The 21,890-nt window shown below is 51.6% G+C and carries 22 protein-coding genes; 14 read left to right on the top strand and 8 right to left on the bottom strand.

Annotated features, from left to right (window positions below; all coding sequences use genetic code 11):
* Positions 1 to 15: 15 nt before the first annotated feature.
* The 5 genes from CSQ88_RS18330 to frdA form a co-directional block, all read right to left on the bottom strand.
* Positions 16 to 2,715 carry a type VI secretion system Vgr family protein gene (locus CSQ88_RS18330; protein ID WP_099399533.1) on the bottom strand — a complete coding sequence of 900 codons (2,700 nt, stop codon included), beginning with the start codon at positions 2,713 to 2,715 and terminating at the stop codon, positions 16 to 18.
* A gap of 254 nt (positions 2,716 to 2,969) precedes the next feature.
* Positions 2,970 to 3,335: a fumarate reductase subunit FrdD gene (gene frdD, locus CSQ88_RS18335; protein ID WP_099399534.1), complete on the bottom strand. Its 366-nt coding sequence runs from the start codon at positions 3,333 to 3,335 to the stop codon at positions 2,970 to 2,972.
* Positions 3,335 to 3,739, bottom strand: a complete 405-nt coding sequence (locus CSQ88_RS18340) for a fumarate reductase subunit C (RefSeq protein WP_099399535.1) — start codon at positions 3,737 to 3,739, stop codon at positions 3,335 to 3,337. The genes frdD and CSQ88_RS18340 overlap by 1 nt, the downstream gene beginning before the upstream one ends.
* Positions 3,736 to 4,488 carry a succinate dehydrogenase/fumarate reductase iron-sulfur subunit gene (locus CSQ88_RS18345; protein ID WP_099399536.1) on the bottom strand — a complete coding sequence of 251 codons (753 nt, stop codon included), beginning with the start codon at positions 4,486 to 4,488 and terminating at the stop codon, positions 3,736 to 3,738. Before CSQ88_RS18345 ends, CSQ88_RS18340 begins: the two co-directional genes overlap by 4 nt.
* The gene (frdA, locus tag CSQ88_RS18350) at positions 4,485 to 6,263 is read right to left on the bottom strand and encodes a fumarate reductase (quinol) flavoprotein subunit (RefSeq protein WP_099399537.1); all 1,779 of its coding nucleotides are present in this window, start codon (positions 6,261 to 6,263) and stop codon (positions 4,485 to 4,487) included. Before frdA ends, CSQ88_RS18345 begins: the two co-directional genes overlap by 4 nt.
* A gap of 337 nt (positions 6,264 to 6,600) precedes the next feature.
* Here frdA and CSQ88_RS18355 point away from each other — a divergent pair, with 337 nt between their 5' ends.
* The 4 genes from CSQ88_RS18355 (at position 6,601) to CSQ88_RS18370 (ending at position 10,146) form a co-directional block, all read left to right on the top strand.
* Positions 6,601 to 7,737: a glycerophosphodiester phosphodiesterase gene (locus CSQ88_RS18355; RefSeq protein WP_099399538.1), complete on the top strand. Its 1,137-nt coding sequence runs from the start codon at positions 6,601 to 6,603 to the stop codon at positions 7,735 to 7,737.
* A gap of 240 nt (positions 7,738 to 7,977) precedes the next feature.
* Complete coding sequence (locus CSQ88_RS18360; RefSeq protein ID WP_099399539.1) at positions 7,978 to 9,120, top strand: glycerophosphodiester phosphodiesterase; 1,143 nt, start codon at positions 7,978 to 7,980, stop codon at positions 9,118 to 9,120.
* Positions 9,121 to 9,334: 214 nt separating this feature from the next.
* Positions 9,335 to 9,520: a hypothetical protein gene (locus CSQ88_RS18365; protein ID WP_099399540.1), complete on the top strand. Its 186-nt coding sequence runs from the start codon at positions 9,335 to 9,337 to the stop codon at positions 9,518 to 9,520.
* The gene (locus tag CSQ88_RS18370) at positions 9,517 to 10,146 is read left to right on the top strand and encodes a hypothetical protein (RefSeq protein ID WP_099399541.1); all 630 of its coding nucleotides are present in this window, start codon (positions 9,517 to 9,519) and stop codon (positions 10,144 to 10,146) included. The genes CSQ88_RS18365 and CSQ88_RS18370 overlap by 4 nt, the downstream gene beginning before the upstream one ends.
* 181 nt (positions 10,147 to 10,327) lie before the next feature.
* On the opposite strand, the gene CSQ88_RS18375 is transcribed toward CSQ88_RS18370, so the two are convergent.
* Positions 10,328 to 11,491 carry an iron-containing alcohol dehydrogenase gene (locus CSQ88_RS18375; RefSeq protein ID WP_257212668.1) on the bottom strand — a complete coding sequence of 388 codons (1,164 nt, stop codon included), beginning with the start codon at positions 11,489 to 11,491 and terminating at the stop codon, positions 10,328 to 10,330.
* Positions 11,492 to 11,671: 180 nt separating this feature from the next.
* On the opposite strand from CSQ88_RS18375, the gene CSQ88_RS18380 reads away from it, so the two are divergent.
* Together CSQ88_RS18380 and CSQ88_RS18385 are read left to right on the top strand one after the other, a co-directional pair.
* Entirely contained in the window at positions 11,672 to 12,085 is a 414-nt protein-coding gene (locus tag CSQ88_RS18380; RefSeq protein ID WP_099399542.1) for a nuclear transport factor 2 family protein, read from the top strand.
* Between the two features lie 78 nt (positions 12,086 to 12,163).
* The gene (locus CSQ88_RS18385; RefSeq protein WP_099399543.1) at positions 12,164 to 12,553 is read left to right on the top strand and encodes a hypothetical protein; all 390 of its coding nucleotides are present in this window, start codon (positions 12,164 to 12,166) and stop codon (positions 12,551 to 12,553) included.
* Between the two features lie 140 nt (positions 12,554 to 12,693).
* Here CSQ88_RS18385 and CSQ88_RS18390 read toward each other — a convergent pair whose 3' ends face one another.
* Positions 12,694 to 15,054: a serine/threonine protein kinase gene (locus CSQ88_RS18390; protein ID WP_099399544.1), complete on the bottom strand. Its 2,361-nt coding sequence runs from the start codon at positions 15,052 to 15,054 to the stop codon at positions 12,694 to 12,696.
* A gap of 67 nt (positions 15,055 to 15,121) precedes the next feature.
* On the opposite strand from CSQ88_RS18390, the gene pnuC reads away from it, so the two are divergent.
* The 4 genes from pnuC to yidC all read left to right on the top strand — a co-directional run bounded on the left by pnuC (position 15,122) and on the right by yidC (position 17,625).
* Positions 15,122 to 15,691, top strand: a complete 570-nt coding sequence (pnuC, locus tag CSQ88_RS18395) for a nicotinamide riboside transporter PnuC (protein WP_180273722.1) — start codon at positions 15,122 to 15,124, stop codon at positions 15,689 to 15,691.
* On the top strand, positions 15,688 to 16,197 hold the full coding sequence (locus CSQ88_RS18400; RefSeq protein WP_257212670.1) for an ATP-binding protein: 510 nt from the start codon (positions 15,688 to 15,690) through the stop codon (positions 16,195 to 16,197). The genes pnuC and CSQ88_RS18400 overlap by 4 nt, the downstream gene beginning before the upstream one ends.
* A 107-nt stretch (positions 16,198 to 16,304) precedes the next feature.
* Positions 16,305 to 16,937 carry a LysE family translocator gene (locus tag CSQ88_RS18405; RefSeq protein WP_099399547.1) on the top strand — a complete coding sequence of 211 codons (633 nt, stop codon included), beginning with the start codon at positions 16,305 to 16,307 and terminating at the stop codon, positions 16,935 to 16,937.
* 31 nt (positions 16,938 to 16,968) lie between these two features.
* A complete protein-coding gene (gene yidC / locus CSQ88_RS18410) occupies positions 16,969 to 17,625 on the top strand; it encodes a membrane protein insertase YidC (RefSeq protein WP_180273723.1) in 657 nt (218 codons plus the stop codon).
* A gap of 76 nt (positions 17,626 to 17,701) precedes the next feature.
* On the opposite strand, the gene CSQ88_RS18415 is transcribed toward yidC, so the two are convergent.
* Positions 17,702 to 18,109: a hypothetical protein gene (locus CSQ88_RS18415; RefSeq protein WP_099399549.1), complete on the bottom strand. Its 408-nt coding sequence runs from the start codon at positions 18,107 to 18,109 to the stop codon at positions 17,702 to 17,704.
* Positions 18,110 to 18,455: 346 nt separating this feature from the next.
* Between CSQ88_RS18415 and CSQ88_RS18420 the strand changes: the two genes are divergently transcribed.
* From CSQ88_RS18420 to CSQ88_RS18435, 4 genes are all read left to right on the top strand, one after another.
* Positions 18,456 to 20,384, top strand: a complete 1,929-nt coding sequence (locus CSQ88_RS18420) for a RecQ family ATP-dependent DNA helicase (protein ID WP_099399550.1) — start codon at positions 18,456 to 18,458, stop codon at positions 20,382 to 20,384.
* Between the two features lie 114 nt (positions 20,385 to 20,498).
* A complete protein-coding gene (locus CSQ88_RS18425; RefSeq protein WP_099399551.1) occupies positions 20,499 to 21,065 on the top strand; it encodes a thymidine kinase in 567 nt (188 codons plus the stop codon).
* Between the two features lie 62 nt (positions 21,066 to 21,127).
* The gene (locus CSQ88_RS18430) at positions 21,128 to 21,424 is read left to right on the top strand and encodes a methyl-accepting chemotaxis protein (RefSeq protein WP_099399552.1); all 297 of its coding nucleotides are present in this window, start codon (positions 21,128 to 21,130) and stop codon (positions 21,422 to 21,424) included.
* Positions 21,425 to 21,660: 236 nt separating this feature from the next.
* Positions 21,661 to 21,890: LysM peptidoglycan-binding domain-containing protein (locus CSQ88_RS18435; RefSeq protein ID WP_180273724.1), on the top strand; the 230-nt coding region annotated here is incomplete at its 3' end.

The following is a 21,890-nucleotide window of genomic DNA, read 5'->3' on the forward strand; positions in this document are numbered from 1 at the left end:
TGAATATCGTCCACCTCAATCCAGAAAAATCACCGGAAGCGGAGACGGGTGCTGTAAGGAAAAAAGCAGAGCAAAGAACGGCATAAATATTAAACGATTAAGGCGACAACTGGTTTGACAATTACCGCTCACATCATGATTCGCACCCTTCACCGTCACCGTTCCCGGGCAGTGGATTTCGATATTGCCGCCTTTCAGCCGGATATAGCCTCCCCCTGCCGTGACCAGAATTTCGTCTTTAGCCACCACGGTGATGCTTTCTTTGCAGGCGGTGACTTTTAAATCTTTATCGCCGGTGATTTCAATATCGTCACTTTGCGCCTGCAACTGGATTTTGCCTTTGGCTGCGATCAGCTTGAGCGAAACTTTGTCTTTTACCCCGGCGACAAATAGGCTGATGTGTTGGCCAACGTTGTGTATCCAGCGGCGGCCGGAGGTTTGGTTGGTGTCTCTTTGGGCGACCAGATCGAGATTAGTGCCTGCGGCAATGGTCTGGCTTTGCGGGCTGGTGATGGCTACGCCGTCCTCCCCGTGCAGCAGGATGATTTTTTGTTGGCCGGCCTGGTCTTTGGATTTGCTTTTGCCGTCTTTATCGGTATTTGACCCAGCTTCCAGGCTTTTGCTGGCGTGTACATGGTGGTGCAGATGGCCGGTTGTGGCTTTTTCGCCTGCGCTGTTGTCGGGCTTGACTGTCTTATCGGCATCCCCAGTTTCTATGGTGTCGGCGAGCTGGTTGGTGGCGGTTTCACCCAGGCTTTGGGCCAGTGCCAGAGCCGATTCCAGCTGGCTTTGGGCTGGGCTGTGGTCGAGTTGTTTGCCGCTGGCGCCGCTTTTGGCTTCGGTACTGATCAAGAGGCCGTTGGCGCGGATTGCGCCCTGATTATCAGTGCGCAGCTCGAAGCCTTCGCCGCGTGGTTCGCCTTTTCCATCGGTTCTTGGGTGAATTAAATAGCCAAGGTTAAGCTGGGTTTTGCCGTGCTCGCTGGATAATTTGGTACGGACTTCGCCTTTTGTATCGTCAAACAGCAGCTCGCCATACTGGCCGCCCTCATGCTCTTTGGTTTTGATGCCTGATAGCGTTTTATTGGCGGGTAAAGCGCCTGCGCCACTAAAAGTCGGCACGGGGTGGCTGCCGTTATAAACCACGCCGGTGATGATGGGGCGGTCGATGTCGCCTTCGATAAAGTCGACTAACACTTCCTGGCCGATGCGCGGGATGAACTGATGCCCAAAGCCTGCGCCTGCCGATGGGTAGGCGACGCGGATCCAGCAGGAGGATTTATCATCCAGATTTGCACCAAACTCCGGGTGCTCGGCAGCGCGCTGCCAGTGAAACTGCACCTTGATCCGCCCCTGCTCGTCGGTATGGACTTCTGATCGTTGGCTTGAGTCGGCAGCGCTGCCTTGTGGGCCCACCACGGTGGCGGTTTGTACGCCACGGCTTTTGGGCTTGCTGTGCTCAATATGGGCAAAATCAGGCGTAATCGGCTGGCCGCGTCTTTGAGCGGTAAAGCGGGCTTCATAAGGTTTAGTGGCGTCCGCAGCCAAAAGGCTGGGCGCGACCAGGCCCAGTTGCTGGCTTAAATCAGTGGGTAAATTATTATTGGCGGTGAATGTCAGCCCGGTAACAGCAAATTCGCGTTGCTCGGCGGAGTCCCATTCGTGGGCGGGGTGGTCTTCTAATCTGAACCACTGCCCGGCCTGCAAGGCACGCAAGGTGCCGGAGCCGCTAAAGGATTTCTTTTGCGCGTCTGCAGCCTGCTGACGCAATTGGGCGTAGTGGCTGAGGCCTTCTGCATCACTGGCGTCCCCCAAGAGGACTTGCTTCGCGGCGTAATAGTGGGCCTGCGGGTCGTAATCTTCAAAACTGGCTTGCAGCTGCTGGCCGCCATCGCCCTGATCAATGCGGCTTTCATCAAAGCTTTGGCTGGTGCTGGTGGCTTTGTAATCAAAGCTGGCGAGTGACACCGAGCTGCTGCCCACCTGGCGCTGGCTGTTCCACTCGGTAAGCGCATCAGATTCTTCCGTGGCATCGGCGCGGTGAAAGCGCACCTGCATTTCCTGGGCTTCGGGCAGCGCAAAGGCATCGTCAAAGATGACCAGCTGAACCTGCGGATTATCGCCAGGCAGATGTTCGAATCGCCATGCCAAACCTTCCTCCGCTAATAATCGCGTCAGAAAATCGAAATCGGATTCACGGTATTGTAAGCAGTAAGAGCGCGGGCCGTGTGTGCCGGAGAGTTTAAAATCCAGCGTTTGCACGGCGGCAAAAACGGGGTTTTTAGCCTGGTGCTCGGCTAAAACTTGTTTAACGATATCGGGTACGGATAAATCCTGGAATACGCGGGAAGTGCGGCGGTAGCGGAGTAAGGCAAACGGCGGCTCTGCCGTCAGCGCATATTTAGCAAAGCCACCATCGGAGCCCAGCAACTGGGCTTGCGAGATGACGCCGCAACGCTCAACTGCATCACCATTGGCATCAGCCACCGATAAAACAATGGGTAAACCGAGTAAGGATTTAAGCTCTAAAGCACCATCAGGGGATAAGCAATCAATCTGATAACGGTAAGCCTGGTTAATCCCTTCGCTGCCATCCACCCGCTGAGGTAAAAGCTGCTCACCCCATGCTGCGCCATCGCCAAGTTGCAGAGAAATAAGCCGCTGGTTTTGTGAGAAAGCAGCGGCGAAGGAGGCGAGCAAATCATTTAGGTTCATAATGAATCAAGGGCTTACACGAAGTTCACAATATTACACGAAACTTTACCCCTGCATGCACATGTATTATTTATGCCTTACCCTAAAAATAAATAGCTCACCCTATTGATAAAAAAGGCACCAGATTTAGCGCCAAACAAAAACAACTTTTACAGGTGATCTTGCTCACAGATGGCATTATTCACCCAAAAAACCATCAGAAGAAGGCCGCATTTCCCGCCACAAAAGAGCACATCTGCAACACCACCCTTCCATCAAAAACCGATAGCCAATATCGCCCAAAGCGTAACTGCCGAGCCGACAAAGGCAATACCGTAGCAAAGCAGCCGCGCCACGGGGCCTGCGTGAATGCCAACATCATGCAGGCTATGAAAAACACGATGCACCGCATGCCATAAAAACAGCGCGATAACCGCCAGAATCAAAGCCTTGCCCACAAGGTGCCGGGCAAAGCCCTGCATATTGGCGTAAGAAAACAGCCCGGCAGGCAGCAGGCCCAAAGGAGTGGCAAAGCTGGTGATCAAGACCAGCATGGCGCCAATCAGCGCAGCTAACATGCCGCCTGCACCAAAAAGCAGCCAGAAGATCGGCTCATTAGAGCGCTTTAAATTGGCTTTCATCACAATCCCCTTTGCATAAACCACAGCACTGCAAACACCAGCGCACTCGCACCCACAGCAGCAGCAATACCTGCCGCTGTAATGGTGGCTGGGGCGACTTTTTGCCCGCCGATTTTCATCGGAGGCAAGGTACGTGGCATGATTTTGAACCATGTGTAGCCGTGGTAAAGCATCGCGGCAAAGATGAGCAGATTGATGATCAGCATCGGCCCGCTGGCCACAAAGGCTCGGTAGCTATTCCATGCCGCCTCGCCTTGTGTAAGGCAAATCAGCCCGGCGAGCAGCTCCAGAGCGTAAGCCAGCACAAACAAAGCCGTGCCTTCGTGCACCATATACTCAACAAAAAAAGGATTGCGCTGCCACCAGCCGGCCATGGGGCGGATATAGGGTTTTCTGGCATTCATTTGCAGCCCCCTTTTTGATCGGGCGAGGGTAAAAAGCGGAAGAAAAAGTCGCGCGCGCTCGCCATTTTATTGATATTCACCGCATTGGCCGGATCGACCATTTTTGGGCAGACTTCGGAGCAATAACCCACGGCGGTGCAGTTAAATACGCCGACTTGCGAGTTAATCAAAGCCTTGCGCTCGTCCGCCCCGCCATCTCTGGAATCGAGGTTGTAGCGCTGTAACAGCGCAATTGCGCCTGGGCCGATAAAGTCGGGGTTTAAGCCCACCTGCGGGCAGGCGGCGTAGCACAGCATGCAGTTAATACAGCCTGCAAATTGCGAGTACACATCCATTTCGGCAGGCGTTTGTAAGTACTCTCCTTCCTGCAAAGACTTGGCTTCTTTTGGGATAAGGTAGGGCTTCACGCTTTCCAGCTTTTCGATAAAGCTGTCCATCACCACCACCAAATCGCGCTCGATCGGAAAATGCGCCAGCGCTTCGATTTTTACGCCCTTTGGGTAATCCCTCAGAAAGGTTTTACACGCCAAGGCGGGCTTACCATCCACCATCATGCCGCAGCTGCCGCAAATAGCCTGCCTGCAAGACCAGCGAAAGCTTAATGTGCCGTCCAGCTCGTCCTTGATATAGTTCAGCGCGCCCAGCACAGATAAATCATCGCTAAAGGGCACGGCATAATCCTGCCAGACCGGATGCTCGTCTTGCTCCGGGCGGTAGCGAAGGATGGATACGTTTACTTTGGTATTCATGCGTTTTTCTCCAACTTTTCGGCGGCGTCCCCTGCCGCGCCATAGGCACGCACTTTGGGTGCTGAGCGGGTGATTTTTACATCACTGTAAGTAAGCGTTGGTGCTGCACTGCCCTGGTAATGCGCCAGGGAATGCTTAAGGAAATTCACATCGTCGCGCTCTTCAAAGCCATCGAGGCGCTGATGTGCGCCGCGTGATTCACGCCGGTGCAGCGCAGAGTGCGCCATGGCTTCGGCCACATCGAGCTGATAGCCCAGCTCGATGGCCAGCAGCCATTCGCTATTCCACACGGTGGATTTATCTTCAACACGGATATTTTGATAGCGCTTTTTTAGCTCGGCTAATTTGTGACAAGTGGCTTGCATGCTGGCTTCTAAGCGATAAATACCGCAGCCGTCTTCCATGGTTTGCGCCATTTCACGGCGAATATCGGCCGCACGCTCGCTGCCCGCCTGCTGACGGATTTGCAGTGCAGGCAAAGCCGCGGCTTCGGCTAATTTCAATAGTGCATCGCTGTTTTTTGGCCCTGCATTTTTGGCATAGCGTGTGGCTGATTCGCCCGCGACTTTGCCAAACACCGACAACTCAGCAAGGGAATTAGAGCCAAGACGATTCGCACCATGAATCCCCACGCTGGAGCATTCGCCAGCGGCAAACAGCCCGGGCAGTGATGCCGCACAGTGGATATCAACAGGAATGCCGCCCATGGTGTAATGCACCGCAGGGCGTACAGGAATCGGCTGGGTTACCGGGTCGATGTCCATAAATTCGCGGGCCAGCTCGCAAATTTGCGGCAGCCGCTCGTGCAGCGTTTTTGCGCCGAGGTGACGTAAATCTAAATGCACTACTGCGCCGTAGCGGCCTTCAATGGTGCGGTTCTTTTGCATTTCATGCCAAAACGCTTGCGAGAGCCTGTCTCGCGGACCAAGCTCCATCGCCTTATTGCGTGGCTTATCTTCGGCAGGCCCCAGGCCATAATCTTGCAGATAGCGATAGCCATCTTTATTCACCAGTAAACCGCCTTCACCACGGCAGGCTTCGGTAAACAGCAGCCCCGTGCCGGGCATACAGGTAGGGTGGTATTGCACGAATTCCATATCGCGCAGCGGCACGCCATGGCGATAAGCCACGGCCATACCGTCGCCCGTCACAATCCCGCCATTGGTATTTTCGCGGAACACCCGCCCGGCACCGCCGGTAGCCATCACGACCGCGCCCGCTTCGATCAGGATAAATTCGCCGCTGGCAATTTCGATCGCCAGGATGCCCTGCACGCGGCCATCGGCCACAATCAGATCGACCAGAAAATACTCATCAAAGCGCTTGATTGAAGGGTATTTCATCGAGGTTTGGAATAGTGTGTGCAGCATATGAAAGCCGGTTTTATCCGCAGCAAACCATGTACGCTCGATTTTCATGCCGCCAAAGGGGCGCACATTGATATGGCCGTCTTCCTTACGGCTCCACGGGCAGCCCCAGTGCTCTAGCTGTACCATTTCTCGCGTGCATTCGCCCACAAAATAGTCGACTACATCCTGCTCGCACAGCCAATCGCCGCCAGAAACTGTGTCATTAAAATGGTGCTCAAGGCTATCGTGCGCCTGCACCACGCCAGCCGATCCGCCCTCTGCCGCCACCGTGTGGCTGCGCATCGGGTAAACCTTAGATAACAGCGCCACTGTTTGAGTCGGGTCGGCCTCAGCCGCAGCAATCGCCGCCCGCAGACCCGCACCGCCCGCACCTACAATCACCACGTCCGCTTTAAATACCCGCATACTTTGTTCGCTTACGCCATGCTTGGCGAGTCAAATCAGAAGCAATCAATGTAGGGCCATTTGCTTAAAGCTTGCTTGATCCTGATCATCAGAGCGCGAAGTCGCAATTGTCATAAATGCGAAAGCAAGCTGGGATATTCCGGGGATGCAGCCGACCATTGATGCGATACAAAGCCCGCTATCTGGCCAGTAAGTCCACCACAAATACAGGCATCACAGCGCAAATGACGACTGATGCAGTAAAAATGCCCTACCCTCAGCCCTGCTTGAAGCCTTAAAATTCTTTTGCAAAAACTACAGCAAGCTTACTTCTGCGCCTTTAAAGATTGGATATTTAATGAAAAAGTATTTCATACTCGCCGCCCTGCTCGCAGCGATCAGCCCGGCAAACGCAGCCCCCACCCTTACGGGAAAAGCGCCTTTGGTGATTGGGCATCGTGGTGCTTCCGGCTATTTGCCTGACCATACACTGGCCAGCTATCGCAAGGCCATTGAAATGGGCGCGGATTATATCGAGCCAGATTTAGTCTCAACCAAGGATGGCGTATTGATTGTGCGGCACGAAACCACGCTTAAAGACAGCAGCGATATAGCCTCCCGCCCCGAATTTGCAGCACGGAAACGGAAATTTAAAATTGATGGTATCGAAAAAGAAGGCTGGTTTACTTTTGATTTGACGCTGGCAGAAATTAAAACGCTGAGGGCCATTCAGCCCCGCGCTGACCGGCCTCAGGCTTATAACGGGCAATTTCAGATTGTGACCTTTGATGAGTTACTCACCTTGCGTGAGGAAAAATCTAAAGAAACAGGACGTGAAATTGGCATCTATCCGGAAACCAAGCATTCCACCCTGCACCAGCAGCTGGGCTTGCCCCTGGAAGAGAAGCTTGTTGCCGCGCTGGCTAAGCACGGTTTAAACCACAAGGATGCGCCCGTTTTTATTCAATCCTTTGAGACGCACAGCCTTAAAACATTACGCAAACTGACCCCGGTAAAGCTGGTGTTTTTAGTTGATGGCCACGATGTACGCCCGGATGGCAGTATTGCAGCAAACCGGCCCTATGATTACGTCATCAGCGGCGACCCGCGCAGCTACGCAGATATGATGACGCCAGCGGGGCTGCATGAAATCAGGCAGTTTGCAGATGGCATTGGCCCGTGGAAAGCATATTTAATCGGCTGGAAACACAAAACCGGAGCCGATGGCAAAATCATTGATTTAAATGGTGATAAAGAAATTGATCAGCGCGATGCGGTGCTCTTGCCGCCCTCAAATCTGGTGCATGAGGCGCATAAGGCAGGGCTGCTGGTTCACCCCTTTACTTTCCGAAATGAAGCAGGCCTTTTAGCGTCCGATTACAAAGGCAGGCCAGAAGCAGAATATCTTGCTTATTTTGCACTTGGCGTGGATGGCGTGTTCTCTGATTTCAGCGATACGGCTGTTGCCGCCAGAAAACACTTTTTAACGCACTAAACAACGCCCGCCTGTGCTGCACCGCTTTAGCCTGAATGTTTTGCCAGAAATCCTTCAAGGCTAAAGCCCTTACTCAAAACGCTGTCCGCTTATAAAAACAAAACTTAAATCTGACATTTCCCCGCCGGTACAGACCTCCCTCATTGTGGATTTAAGCAATAGCCTCCTTTCACAAAAAACACAACACTGTTGCTTTGCGTTGTTTTTTGTTGATTTATTGTTTTTTAATAGGGATAAGCAATGAAGAAATGGTCTGTTGTAGCCATCATGATCGCAGCAAGCGGGGCCGGGCAAGCCTTCGCTGCACCAACATTAACGGGTAAAGCCCCCCTCGTGCTCGGGCATCGTGGCGCAGCCGGGCACTTGCCAGACCACACACTGGCCGGATACAGCAAAGCCATTGAGATGGGCGCTGATTATATTGAGCCCGATTTGGTCTCAACTAAAGATGGGGTGCTGATCGTTCGTCACGAGCCCAATATTAAAGACACCAGCGATATTGCATCGCACCCCGAATTTGCTGCGCGCAAACGTAAATTTAAAATTGACGGCGCAGAAGAAGAAGGCTGGTTTGTATTTGACTTTACGCTGGCCGAAATCAAAACGCTGAAAGCGATTCAGCCGCGTGCGGATCGTTCTGCCGCCTATAACGGCCAGTTTGAAATTGTGACTTTTGATGAGGTGCTGGCCTTACGCGCCGCAAAATCAAAAGAAACGGGGCGTGAAATTGGCATTTACCCGGAGACCAAACACCCCACACTGCATCAGCAGCTGGGCCTGCCGCTGGAAGAAAAACTGATTACAGCGCTTAAAAAATTCAATCTAAATCACAAAGATGCCCCGGTTTTTATTCAGTCTTTTGAAACCAGCAATCTTAAAGCCCTGCGTAAGCTTACCCCGGTTAAGCTGGTGTTTTTAGTTGATGGCAACGAGGTGCGCGCTGACGGCAGCATTGATTCGGGCAAGCCTTACGATTTTGTAGTGAACGGCGATCCACGCAGCTTTGCCGATATGCTGACCCCGGCAGGCCTCAAAGAAATCAAGCAATTTGCAGATGGTATCGGCCCGTGGAAGCCTTATCTGATGAGCTGGAAATTTAAAACCGATACAGCAGGCAATAAAATAGATTTAAACGGCGATAAAGAAATTGACCAGCGCGATACCAGCCTGCTGCCCCCATCCAGTGTGGTACAGGATGCACACAAAGCAGGGTTGTTTGTGCACCCGTTTACTTTCCGCAACGAGGCCAAATTACTCGCATCAGATTTCAAAGGCAATCCGGAAGCGGAATACGAAGCTTACTTTGCCCTTGGCGTAGACGGCGTATTTTCAGACTTTAGCGATACAGCCCTTGCCGCCAGAAAACATTTTTTAGCTAAGTAAACTCAAGACGCTTTTCAAAGCCTTGATCGTGTTTTAAGGGCCGGCCTCTGCCAAAAAACAAATCGATCAAGGCTCTTTCATGCTTTTAAAGCATAGCAAAAGCAGGCGTTCGCTTTTCATCACGCTAAAGCCCCTCTGCAATAGAGTACAATCCAAACTATAATTCAATAAATTTACTACTGATTGAACTGGCAGCTAGCCATAGGAGATCACAATGAAATTCTTTAGTCGTGCCGACGTTCGCCAAGTAAATGCAAGAATGATGGCCCCTGATAGAAAAGCGGGGGCTGAGGGCCTGTCTGCCACCAGCCGAAAAATTATCCGTGAAACTTCATTTTCCCGCAGCGAAATCAACTCGGCGTTCCGGCAAGCACGCTTGCGGACTGAGGGAGCAAAGTGAGCGGACAATACAGCGGTGTATACAAAGAACTCGTACAAGGCCCCGATGATGTTGTTGGGGCCTTAGCTTATGTGCTCTACAAACAACAAAAAATTGCGTTTATTGAAAAAATCAACACCGATTTAAACCGAGCCCCCAGCGAAGATGAGCTGCGAAGCTTTCATACCTACACGCTTCTTCCTGAAACATTGCAGGGTTTTACCGACAGAGCCGAAGCACTGGCCGATCAATTCCTTGAAGTTGCTTTAGCCACCAAACTGCAGCAGGCTGAAACCCTGCTCCGCCAATCGGTTACGGTTGAGGAAATCAAAAGAGCGGCATCAGATACCAGCAGAGAAGTTAGCAACGCAAAGCAGATCATCGAAACCAAGCTGAATGCCGTCGCTTCAGAATTAAATGGCAAAAAGGGTTTCTGGGGATGGGTGGGCGATGTAGGCGGCAATCTGGCCGTTAACTTTGGGACGATTTTACTGATCGGCATAATCATCATGGGCTATCAGGGGCTTGCAGGCTTTACGGCTCTGTTTGAAAAAGGCACGGGGGTCAGCGCGATAAGCAATCCGCAATCCGAGCATGGGAACGCATCCATGCCTCTGGTGCTGCCGGCTGAATCAGCCCCCAAATAAATCGCGATTAAATAACAACAGCGGCCCGTTTGTAAAAATGCGAACTTTTTTAAATAATCGGGCTATTTATTTTACCGCGTAAAACGAGGCCGCTAAAAAAATCAAAGAAACAATGATTTTCTTAGCCGCCTATTCACTACCGTTTAAGATTTAACGCGATAGCACAGCAAATCATTACGCCCTAGCCCGCAGCCCGCACAATCGCCATACAATCGGCCAAGCTCAGCTTGCCACGCTCCCCTAGCGGGAAAGCCTTATGCTTAGGCAGTAAATTACCGACAGCCAACGCCACTTCATCCGCATTCAGCCCGTATGCAGCCAGGTGAGTGGGTAAACCCATACGCTCAAAAAAATCGACCGTGGCATCGATGGCGGCATGGGCCACTTCGCTGTCACTGCCAGATAATCCCCACACGCGGCGGCCGTACTGGGCAAGCTTGAGTAATTTATCGTCAAAGCAATAACGCAGTAAGCTTGGCAACACCACCGCCAGTGTTTGGGCGTGATCCATATTATAGAGCGTAGTCAGCTCGTGCCCGATGGCATGACTAACCCAATCCTGTGGCTGACCAACCCCAACAAGGCCAAACAGCGCCTGATTGGCACACCACATATAATTTGCCCTTGCATCGATATCTTCAGGATAAGCCAGCGTCGTTGGCCCGACTTCGATCAAGGTCGATAAAATCCCCTCGGCCAGTCTGTCCTGCAGGCGGGCTTCGGCAGGGTAAGTCAGGTATTGCTCGGTGGTATGAATAAACGCATCGACCACGCCATTGCTGATCTGGCGCGGGGGCAAGCTTTGCGTCAGCGCCGGATCAAGCACCGCACAGCGCGGGAATACCATGGCGTTTTTAAACGACATTTTATCTTGCGTAGCGCGGCGGGAAATCACCGAAGCAAAGTTACTCTCTGCCCCTGTGGCGGGCAAAGTCAGCACCACGGCAATCGGCAAGGCGCGCTTAACTGGCGTGCGATTACCCACAATCAGCCAGGGATCAATCTCCTTATCCAGCAATGCTGCAGCCGCAATAAACTTTGCCCCGTCAATCACCGAGCCACCGCCCACAGCCAGTACCCAATCCACTTCAGCTTCTTTGGCCTGAGCTACCGCCAGCATCAGCGTTTCGTACTCCGGGTTAGCCTCAACACCTGAAAATTCAATGATTTCGTGCTGGTGCAAAGCCGCGGTCACCTGCTGATAAACGCCGTTCTTCTTAATGCTGCCGCCACCATAAACCAGTAGCACCCGGCTGCCTGCAGGAATCTCCACGGCCAGTTGCGACACCTGCCCCTGCCCAAAATGAATACGTGTGGGCGCGTAGAAACTAAAATTTTGCATCATTTTTCTCCCAAGCCAAGTGCAAAGCTTACACCCACTACGAAGATTGGGGAGCAGATAAGCAGGAATGCAGCAAGCCAGGCACAGGCCATGGGTTTACAGACCCCACTTCTTTATTACAATGACATCAGCACGCAACATTTACAGATCTAAGCTATCGTCTCCAACTCACGAGCCCCAGCCATGACGACACATACCGTTGCCGACCATATCCGTAAAACAGAGCATGCCCGACTATCTGCGCTGGTTCAGGGCAATATCGAAGCGGCCAGCGCCTTGCACGCGCCGGATTTTCAGCTGATCACGCCGATTGGTGACTCATTGAGTAAAGCCCAGTACTTAGGCGCAATTGCAGCAGGGCATATCAGATATCTGAACTGGGAGCCCGACTCAATCGACGTGCGTGTAGCAGGCTCTGCGGCCATCATCCGCTACCGCTCAAATCTTTCGGTGGTTTTTGGCGGCTATATGGTTCCACCCGCCCAATACTGGCATACCGATTTTTACGAGTTGCGGGATCACATCTGGCAGGTGGTCTGGTCTCAGGCCACCGAAATCCGCCCTGTCAGCTCAAGAGGCGAAGTACTTACGGCCTGAGTGCACTGAGTGGCATGCATATTCAAGCAGGCCTAAGCTGCGTAAACTGCCCGGCTCAGTAAAAATAAGGCGTTGAACATGTCACTCAAAGCAACCTGGTATCAGGACAAGCTAAAGAAAAAAGCCAAACGCGGCTTTCAAGGCTATCCCATCGCAACCGTTACTTTTTATGGGCCAGACAATCAGCGTGCCAGCAAAGTTTCTGTGGGTATTATTCAGGAAGAAGGCGGCAAAGTGACTGCGCTGGAACGCTGGCTGGATGAGGAAGGTGATATTCGCAAGAATGGTGCCGTTATCGCAGAAGTCCTGGCCTTCATCGCCCGCCATGATGCGTTCTCTGTAATCTCACCCGAGCGCATCTTAGGTTGTCCGCACGAAGAAGGCAGCGACTACCCCGCTGGCGAAAAATGCCCTGAGTGCGCTTATTGGGCAAACCGGGACCGGTTTACGGGTAAGTTGATTGCTTAGGCATCTGGGGCGAGCGCGTCGCCCTGTCTTATCCACTCAAGCTGTATTCGTCACCCGGCAATCCTGATCGCGTAAGCCAATAAGCCTATTGGTTTACGCGGGTTTGTCTGCAAAGCCATGAAACCCGCCAAGCCCAGCGTTCATAAGCCCATCTGCTTTTGCCTGATCGCAAGCAAAGCCTGGTTTCTGAGCGTTTTGAGCAGGTTTAATTCCTTACCCGCTATTTTTAAGTTTCCAGCCTTGGTTTTGTCGGCATAGAGCAGGCCAATTGTGCGTTTCTCCAGCACGAGAGGGAAAATAATAAAGGTTTGCGATGTCAGCGCGCTGCGATACCAAGCCGGAATACGGGTTTTAATTGAATCTACATTGATATCTTCAATAAAAATATCTGCGTTTCTTTCCAGCGCCACCTGAAAAACATCCACTGCCTTATCTAAATCGATCTGAAAACGCGGGATAATTTCATTGATATCCGTACCAAAACCAAAACGCCCCACGATCTGATTTTTTTTAGGATCACGCGTCGCAATCAAAACATGCTCAAAACCCATACTCCGGTACATGGTTTCTAAAATCATTCTGAGTAAATCATTTAGTTTAAAACTCGTTACCAGCGTATTTGTAATATCCTGCACCCCCGCCGATAAAGATTCAGCCGCGGGCCGTGTGGACTCATCCGGCATAACCGTTTCTGGATTTGAATCAAACTGGCCTGTACGTAATTGCGCTCTTTCTAAAGTATCTGCCACCTGCGATGCATTCTTTTTATCGGTCAGCACGCCAGTCAGTGTGCGCAGCTGATTGGCAAAATCACTTTGCTGAGTATCTACCCCTAAAATACCTAAATACCCCAGATAAGCCGATGCCGAATCCTTCAGCAAATCGCCTAATTCACGCGCGCTCCATGCGTAGGCAGGCCTGATTCTTTTTTCAACTTCTTGCAGGCCGCGTTCTGCGCCAGAAGGGGGTAAGTGAATCAAAGGCACGAGAGACGCACCAATATTGGCAAATAAGCGCAGCCGGTCGGTTTGATTTTGCGGTGGCTTCACTGGCCCATCAGGCAGATGACGCATGCTAACCAGCATACGCTCAGGGAAATTCCAGCTTTGTGCTACGCCCATGCCCAGCTCTCTGAAACTTAAGCCCAGCACCTGCACCGAAGCGTTCTCCTCGTTGCCGCCTGCCTGCACACGTTTATTAATTTCAATATTTTCTTCATGAAAATAATAAACCGTCAGCAGCTTACCCAGCGCCGTAAACATGCCGCAAATAAGGGCTTCTTCCACATCCCGCGCGCCGCTTTTTTTGCCCAGCTCCCGCGATAACACGCCGCCAAAAAAGGCACTCAGCACCGCATCTTTCAGCGAAATGGCCTGTGCCTTATTGTGCATATGTTCAAACAGCAGCAGCGTAATCGCCAAATTACGAATAGCATCAAAACCCAGAATCACAATCGCTCTGGAAATGGTGCTGATGGTGCCGCCAAAATGCCCAAAACTGGCAGAATTCACAATTCTGAGTAGTTTATTGGTCAGCGAAAAGTCCTGCAAAATCACTTCAGATAAAACCTGTAAGCGCTCTGCATCGCCCTCGTTAATTTTATTGATGGCCGTTACGGCTTGCGATAAGGCAGGGAAATCAGCGGTGTGGCGCATGCGCCTGAGCAGAAAATCCAGTGTACTGTTGCCGCTGCCCTCGCCGCCTTCCTGCTGACTCTGCCCGCCCAGCCATTCACGCAGCGCCAGCAGCATCTCCCTTGCATCGTGATAGCGCTCTTGCGGATTTTTAAACAGGGCCACCATCACAAGGTGATCCAGCTTTTCATCCACGCTGTCTTTCAGGCTGGATGGCGGCACAAACGGCTCGTTGGCCACGCGGTGCAAAATGGTATAAACCGATTCCCCTTCGGCGGCCGGTCTGCCCGTCAGCATCTGGTACAGCGTCATCCCCACGGCAAACACATCGGCTTCGGCATCCACCGGCAAATTCTGCATCATCTCCGGCGCCATATAGCCCGCCGTGCCAATCATCTCGCCCGGCTCCTTATTGCCACGCCTGGCGGCAATCCCAAAATCCATCAATCTTGGCCGACCCAGCTCGTCAAGCATCACATTGTGCGGCTTGATATCACGGTGAATCAGCCCTTCGGCATGGGCATAGGCCAGGCCTTCGAGTACGCCGCAAATGATTTCCACAGCCTGCACCGGCGGCATCGCCCCCCCTTCAGCCAGAAGCTGAGCCAGTGTCTGTCCATTTACATACTCAAACACCAGACAGGGATGACCATTGCTGATCAGGGTGTCGTAAAGCGCCACAATATTGGGGTGCTGCAAGCGGCTGACTATTTTGGCTTCGTCAACGCTTTTAGCAGAATGGCTGTGCAACACTTTAATCGCAACCAGTCTGTCCAACTGCGTATCATTCGCAAGGAATACCAAACCCTGAGCACCTTGCCCCAGCTCTTTAACGACTTTAAACCGGCCCCCTCCAAATTCATTCATAACGATGCTTTCCTTTTTCTTCTTAGCAATATAGCCTTAGCGCGCTTAAATCTGGAGCCTATTGTCTGTGTCTACACTAGAAATCATTGGTTTTATCGCCTCTTTACTTGGAATCTGGCTGGCAACACGCAGCCATGTGCTGACCTGGCCCCTGCAGCTGATCGCCAGCATGCTTTATGTTTGGCTATTTTTTGATGCCAGGCTTTTTGGCGAAAGCCTGCTGCAATTTATTTATGCCGCCCTAGCGATTTACGGATGGTGGATGTGGAAACGCAGCGCGGCCGATCACTCCCTGCCCATCAGCAAACTCAGCCGCCGCGAGTGGCTGCTGATCAATGGCGGCGGCCTGCTGCTCACGCTGCTGGTTGCCCGTTTTCAAGTGCAATTCTTACCTACCGATTTGCCCCTGCTTGATTCAGGCATCTTTGTGTTTGGCCTGATCGCCCAGTGGATGCAGGCGCGCAAGAAAATCGAAAACTGGCCGTATTGGATAGCACTGGATCTGATTGCCTCGGGTGTTTACGCCTATAAAGGCCTGCACCTCACCGCCGTGCTTTATGTGATTCTGACTGCTCTGGCTGTCTCTGGATGGATAAGCTGGCGCAAAGAAATCAGGCAGGAGGCCGCCAGCGTATGAAAATCGCCATTGTCGGCCCGGAATCCAGCGGAAAATCCACCCTAGCGCAAGATCTGTCCACGGCGCTCAGTGCGCCGTGGGTGGCCGAATACGTGCGCGAATACTTTGCCCAAAAAGGCAGCAATGATTATCAGCTCAGCGATATCATCGCCATCGCCCGAGGCCAGCTTGCCGCCGAAGCCCCCTGTGATGCCCCGCTATTGGTCTGCGATACTACAGCACTGGTGTGCAAAATATGGGCAGAGGTGCGCTACGGGCACTGCCCTGACGCACTCACCGCACTCTATCGCCCACATGACTACGCACTCCACCTGCTCACCCGCCCGGACATCCCATGGGAGCCAGACCCCCTGCGCGAAAACCCCAACGACAGAGATGATCTGTTTAATCTTTACGAAGCCGATTTAAAAACCAGCGGCGCAAATTATGTGGTGGTGGCAGGCGCAAGAGTTGTGCGCCTGGCAATGGCGCTGGAAGCGATCGGGATGCTTAAAGAAACTGATTAACCCAATAATCAATCTGCACTGGAAAGTACCAGCCCTTGCAACACGGCCACCTGCTGCAAGCAAAATGCTAATATGCGCGCCTTAATTTTTTTAATTAAGGCGCGCATATGTTTGGCATTCACGACCTGGGCCTGTTTATTGTTTCCGGCCTTTTACTGAATATAGCCCCGGGACCGGATTCTTTATTAATTGTTTCACGCAGCGCAGCGCAAGGCTGGCGTTCTGGCTCGGCGGCGGCGCTGGGAATAGGCAGCGGCACTTTGGTGCATATTTTTGCTGCAGCGCTGGGCTTGTCTGCGCTATTAGCCACATCGGCTGTGGCATTTACTATTGTGAAATACATCGGTGCAGCCTATCTGATCTATATGGGTGGCAAGCTTTTATTAAACAGGTCAGCCACAACAGCGATCAGTCAGCCAGTAGAAGTACTGGCTGACCGGGCGGTTTTCCTACAAGGTTTTTTCTGTAATTTACTTAATCCCAAAGTCGCACTCTTTTTCCTCGCTTTTGTGCCGCAATTTATTTCTGATCATTCCCCTTCCAAGGCACTTGCATTTATCTTACTTGGCTGCATATTCAATGCCAATGGCATGTTGTGGTGTCACTTTTTAGCCATCACATCGGCCAAAATCAGCCAGCGCATTCGAATCAGCAACGCTTTTACTTGTTGGACAGACAGAGCCATCGGGGCGATTTTTATTTCTTTTGGAATCAGACTCGCCTTATTCAGCCGCAATTAAAACCAGCCACTCAAACATAATGGAGATAGAAATGGACCTTTGGGCCCTCTGGACGAATGTATTTACAGCAAGTATCAGCATGCTGACATCCCACCTGGGCATTTCTGAAGCACTCTCCATTATGCTGATGACGCTCTGCGTGCGTGCTGCCCTGATGCCTCTGTCGCTCGCCTCGGCGTATCAAATGCATAAAAACAAGCTGGCTATGGCCAAGCTCAAACCAATACAGGCCAGGCTAAGTGAACAGCACAAGAGCAATCCAGGCGAGCTCATAAAGCAAACCATGGCGCTATATCGTGAACATGGCATTTCATTTTTTACTAAGGCAATGCTCGGCAATATGGCCTCGCGCAGTGTATTTGGCATGGGGTTTTTCCATGCTTTAAGCGGCATAAGCTTTACATCAAAGTTTCTATGGCTCGCCAGCTTAGCCAGGCCTGATTTTGTGTTAAATATTTTAGTGGGTGTACTGATGTTTTTCGGCCTGATTCTTATGCCCGGCGCAGCCAGTGATGCCAGCAGCATGCTCGTTATGATGATTCCGGTGATTGTTTCCATCATCGCGCTCAGCACCCTGCCTGCAGCTATTGGCGTTTACTGGGCCAGCTCGAATATGGCGACCATTGTGCAGGCATTATTGCTAAAAGGCATGATCAGGCGGGCAGAACAACGCGCCTTGCCTGTTTAATCTATTCACGCCTGTTTATCCTTGTGCATAAAAAAACCAGCTTACGCTGGTTTTTTGTAAGGCCATGATTTAAGTATCAGGCAATGGCTTCAATGGATGTACTTGGCTTTGCAGGCTCCCGCGGCTCTGGTTTCGGCGCGGATTCTGTTGACTGTTGTTGCTTATATTCTAACAAGGCACGCGCAGTTTGCCGGTTTTGTACCGTTTTCAAGGTATCTGCCACTTGCCCGGCATTTGCACCACCAGACTGATCGGCCGATGAATCCGTGCTGTAGCGCTCGTTTGCATTATTTGTACTGCGTGTATAAGTGTCATAAAGCTGCTGTGCCTGTTTAGAGATATACACCTGCTCAGCAACGGGCTTGATCTTGTCGCGTGTTTCCTGCGGCTGCGCTCTGAGCTGCTCCGCAGCAACTGCGCCCTGTAAAACTGGCTGAACCAATGAAGAATAGTTTGTTGTGCCCGATGAGGAAATGGTAGTCATGGCCCACCCATTCAATACAAATCAATAACTTAAGCATACACCAGGCGAATAAAAGCAGCAGTGAAATATGACCGGTTTTAAGCAAATGCAGAGGCAGCCATCCCTGCGCCCACTCAGCAGGTCAGCCTAAGCACCGGATTATTCTTGAATATGGCAGCACACAACAGGCTCAGAGCTAAGCGTTTATCAGGCAAAAGTGTGTATTTATATTTCCTAGGCATCAGCCAGCACAAAAGCTACGACACCCATCGATAACTCGGCAAAAATCTTACACCTCTGTTAATATTCGGCCCCGCCACACTGAAAAGTTTCAACTTGTTATCTTGCACTCTGGAATCAAAGTCTTATGCCCAACGCCGTATCGCTTTCTGAACAACTTCAAAATTATTTCGGTTTTAGCCAGTTTCGCAATGGTCAACGTGAAGTCGTTGAAGCACTGACAGACGGACATTCGGCAATGGCGATTTTCCCTACCGGATCGGGTAAATCGCTGTGCTACCAGCTTGCTGCCTTACAAATGCCGCACCTCACCCTAGTCATATCCCCCTTACTGGCCCTGATCCGCGATCAGCTAGCCTTTTTGCAAAGCAAGGACATCGCATCGGCCGCCATTGATTCAAGCCAAAGCCGTGAAGAAACGCAGCAGGTGATGAAAGATGCGCAGGAAGGCAAGCTTAAGATTTTAATGGTGTCGGTTGAGCGTTTAAAAAATGAGCGCTTCCGGCGCTTTATTGCCCAGATACCCGTATCCCTGATGGTGATCGACGAGGCGCACTGTATTTCAGAATGGGGCCACAACTTTCGCCCGGATTACCTGAAGCTGCCCGATTACAAACGTGAGTTAAAAATCCCTCAGGCGCTGTTACTCACGGCCACGGCCACACCGGCGGTCATTAAAGATATGGCCGCCAAATTTGCCATCAGCGACCAGCACGTTACCGTTACCGGTTTTTATCGCTCCAATTTACACCTGCATATCCGCCCGACTGAAAGTGCTCATAAAGACGCCACGCTGATCCATGTGCTGGGTAAAACGCCCAACGCCCCCTGTGTGGTGTATGTCACGCAGCAAAACACCGCCGAAGTCGTAGCCGCCATGCTGCAAAACAACGGTTATAAAGCCACGGCCTATCATGCCGGGCTGGATAATGTGGTTCGCCAGCAAATCCAGGACGATTTTATGCGGGGCGAGTCACAAGTGATTGTGGCGACCATTGCCTTTGGCATGGGCATCGATAAAAGCGATATTCGCCAAGTGATCCATTACGACTTGCCTAAATCAGTAGAAAACTACAGCCAGGAAATTGGCCGCGCCGGGCGTGATGGCGAAAAATCGCTATGCACCCTGCTAGGCAGCCAGGATGGCTTAAATCTGCTGCAAAACTTTGTTTATGGCGATACGCCAGAGCAGGCATCCATTGCCAGAGTTTTACAAAACATCACGGAGAACACAGACAGCGGCCAATGGGAAATGACGCTTTACGATTTATCCTCGCAAAGCAATATCCGCCAGCTGCCTTTAAAAACCCTGCTGGTCTATTTAAATATGCTGGGCATCATTCAGCCGCTTTACAGCTATTACAGTGAATATCGTTTTGTATTGCAAATGAGTGAAGCCGATTTACTCGGCAGTTTTAAAGAAGAGCGCCGCGAATTTATTGCCTCTTTGCTCAGGCACGCCAGGCTGGCACGCACATGGTACAGCTTTGATTTTGACTCTTTCCTTGCAGAGTTCCCTGATCAGCGCCAGCGTGCCGTTACCGCACTGGAATACCTTGATGAAAGCGGCTATCTGCGCCTTGAAACCAAGCAAATGACCGATGTTTATCATGTGCTCGCCGCCATTGATACTGAGCGCTTATCCGCACAACTTTATCGCCAGTTTAGTGACAAGGAACAAAAAGAAATTGGCCGGCTGGCCCAGATGCTGTCTCTTTTTGAAAGCACAGAATGCCTGAGCCATGCTCTGGCGGTGTATTTTGGCGACGAAAACGCGCCTACTGCCTGTGGCCATTGCAGCGTATGTCATGGCAAACCTGCCACCCTTCCGGCGCCGCCAGCGCTAGTGCCAGTTAATGATTTAGATCTGGAAGCCATGTGTGCCGATCTGCAAAATAAAGCGGGCAAACCACTGAGCGCGCATATCTTAAGCTGCTTTCTCTGCGGCATGACGCTGCCCATTCTGACCAAATACCGTGCCAGCAAGATGGCTTACTTTGGCAAGCTGGCAGATTATCCTTTTGCCGAAGTCAGGGCGGCGTTTGCTGCTGTTTGATTATATTTAAGCAGCCGTAAGCTGCGCAGGCCTGCGGCTAAAACATCGCAAAGCCTGCTCGCAAGCACGCTTTTTACGGCGTAGAATGCGGCCTTTTTTGCCGAGACCCCGCCCATGGCCAAACTCTATTTTCGCTATTCCGCAATGAATGCGGGTAAATCAACGGCCATGCTGCAAGTTGCCCATAATTATGAAGAACGCGATATGAATATTGCGCTCTTCACCGCCGCAATTGATGATCGCCATAGCGTTGGCACGGTGGCATCCCGCCTTGGGGTCACGCGCCAGGCAGAAATATTCAGTGCCGAAACCAACTTCAGCCAACTATTCGAAAATAGAAAAGTCGCCTGTATTTTAATTGACGAGGCGCAATTCTTAAGCTCTGATCAAGTCAGGCAATTACACATTCTGGCGCATCAGCATAACCTGCCTGTGATTTGCTACGGCCTGCGCGCAGATTTCTTAGGCATGCCTTTTCCAGGCTCGGCCTTTTTACTGGCTCTGGCCGATGATTTGGAAGAAATGAAAACCATCTGCCTTTGCGGCAAAAAAGCCACCATGAATGCACGAATTAATGCGCAAGGCTTCAGAGAAATATCAGGCGAGCAAATTGTGATTGGGGGCAATTCAAGATATTTAGCAATGTGCGCTAAATGTTATTACGCTGCAAAAACAGTTTAACTGTTTAATACCCATCTTCGTGTTTGCCCTATTGGAGAGTTGAAATATCCGAGAAAGCAAGGATGCTGGATGTGGTGGGCCGGGTAGATCAGGGCGTATCACTCGTGGGCGAAGCGGGCAATGCCATGCGTGAAATTCGCAGTGCCGCACACTCGGTAGTGGAGCAAGTCAGCGATATCTCGCTTGCCATCAATGAGCAAAGCGCGGCCAGCCACGCCATGGCCTTGCAGGTTGAGCGCACTGCATGCATGGCAGAAGAAGCCCATGCCGCAGCACTGCACGAGGCTGCATCAGCAAAAGAATTACGCACGCTTGCAGACACCATGCAAAAAGAAGTAAGCCGCTATCGTTTAAGCTAGAGCCAGGTCAAGCTCACAACATGGCAACGATAGCCATGAATGTGTAAACAGTCTGAGAAATACTGATTTTAAATCGGGCATCCGCAGCAAGCGCCGGATGCCCGGCTGGCCAGCTGAACAATTAAGCATTAAGCAGCCTCTTGTGTATTCCAATTAATACCCTCAGCAGTCCTTACACAGGATGTTAAAATAGATGCATGCTTATCTGCCCATCCTTTTCTTCCTGCCGCGCTCTGTTGCTCCTTCTGCTCGTCAGTGCCTGCGGCACAGCCCCGCTTGGCGATGGCTTATACCAGGTTAAATCCGGGGATACGCTCTATAGCATCGCGAGGAGCACCGGACGCAGCGTCAGTGAGCTTCAGCGCTTAAACCAGCTGAACGACAACACCATTCAAATCGGGCAGATTCTTAAAGTAGGCACTGGCAGCCCCGCCCCCCAGACCAGCACCCCGGCCAAACCCACTCC

It is taken from the genome of Iodobacter sp. BJB302 (assembly GCF_002735645.1).
In the GTDB taxonomy this organism is placed as follows: domain Bacteria; phylum Pseudomonadota; class Gammaproteobacteria; order Burkholderiales; family Chitinibacteraceae; genus Iodobacter.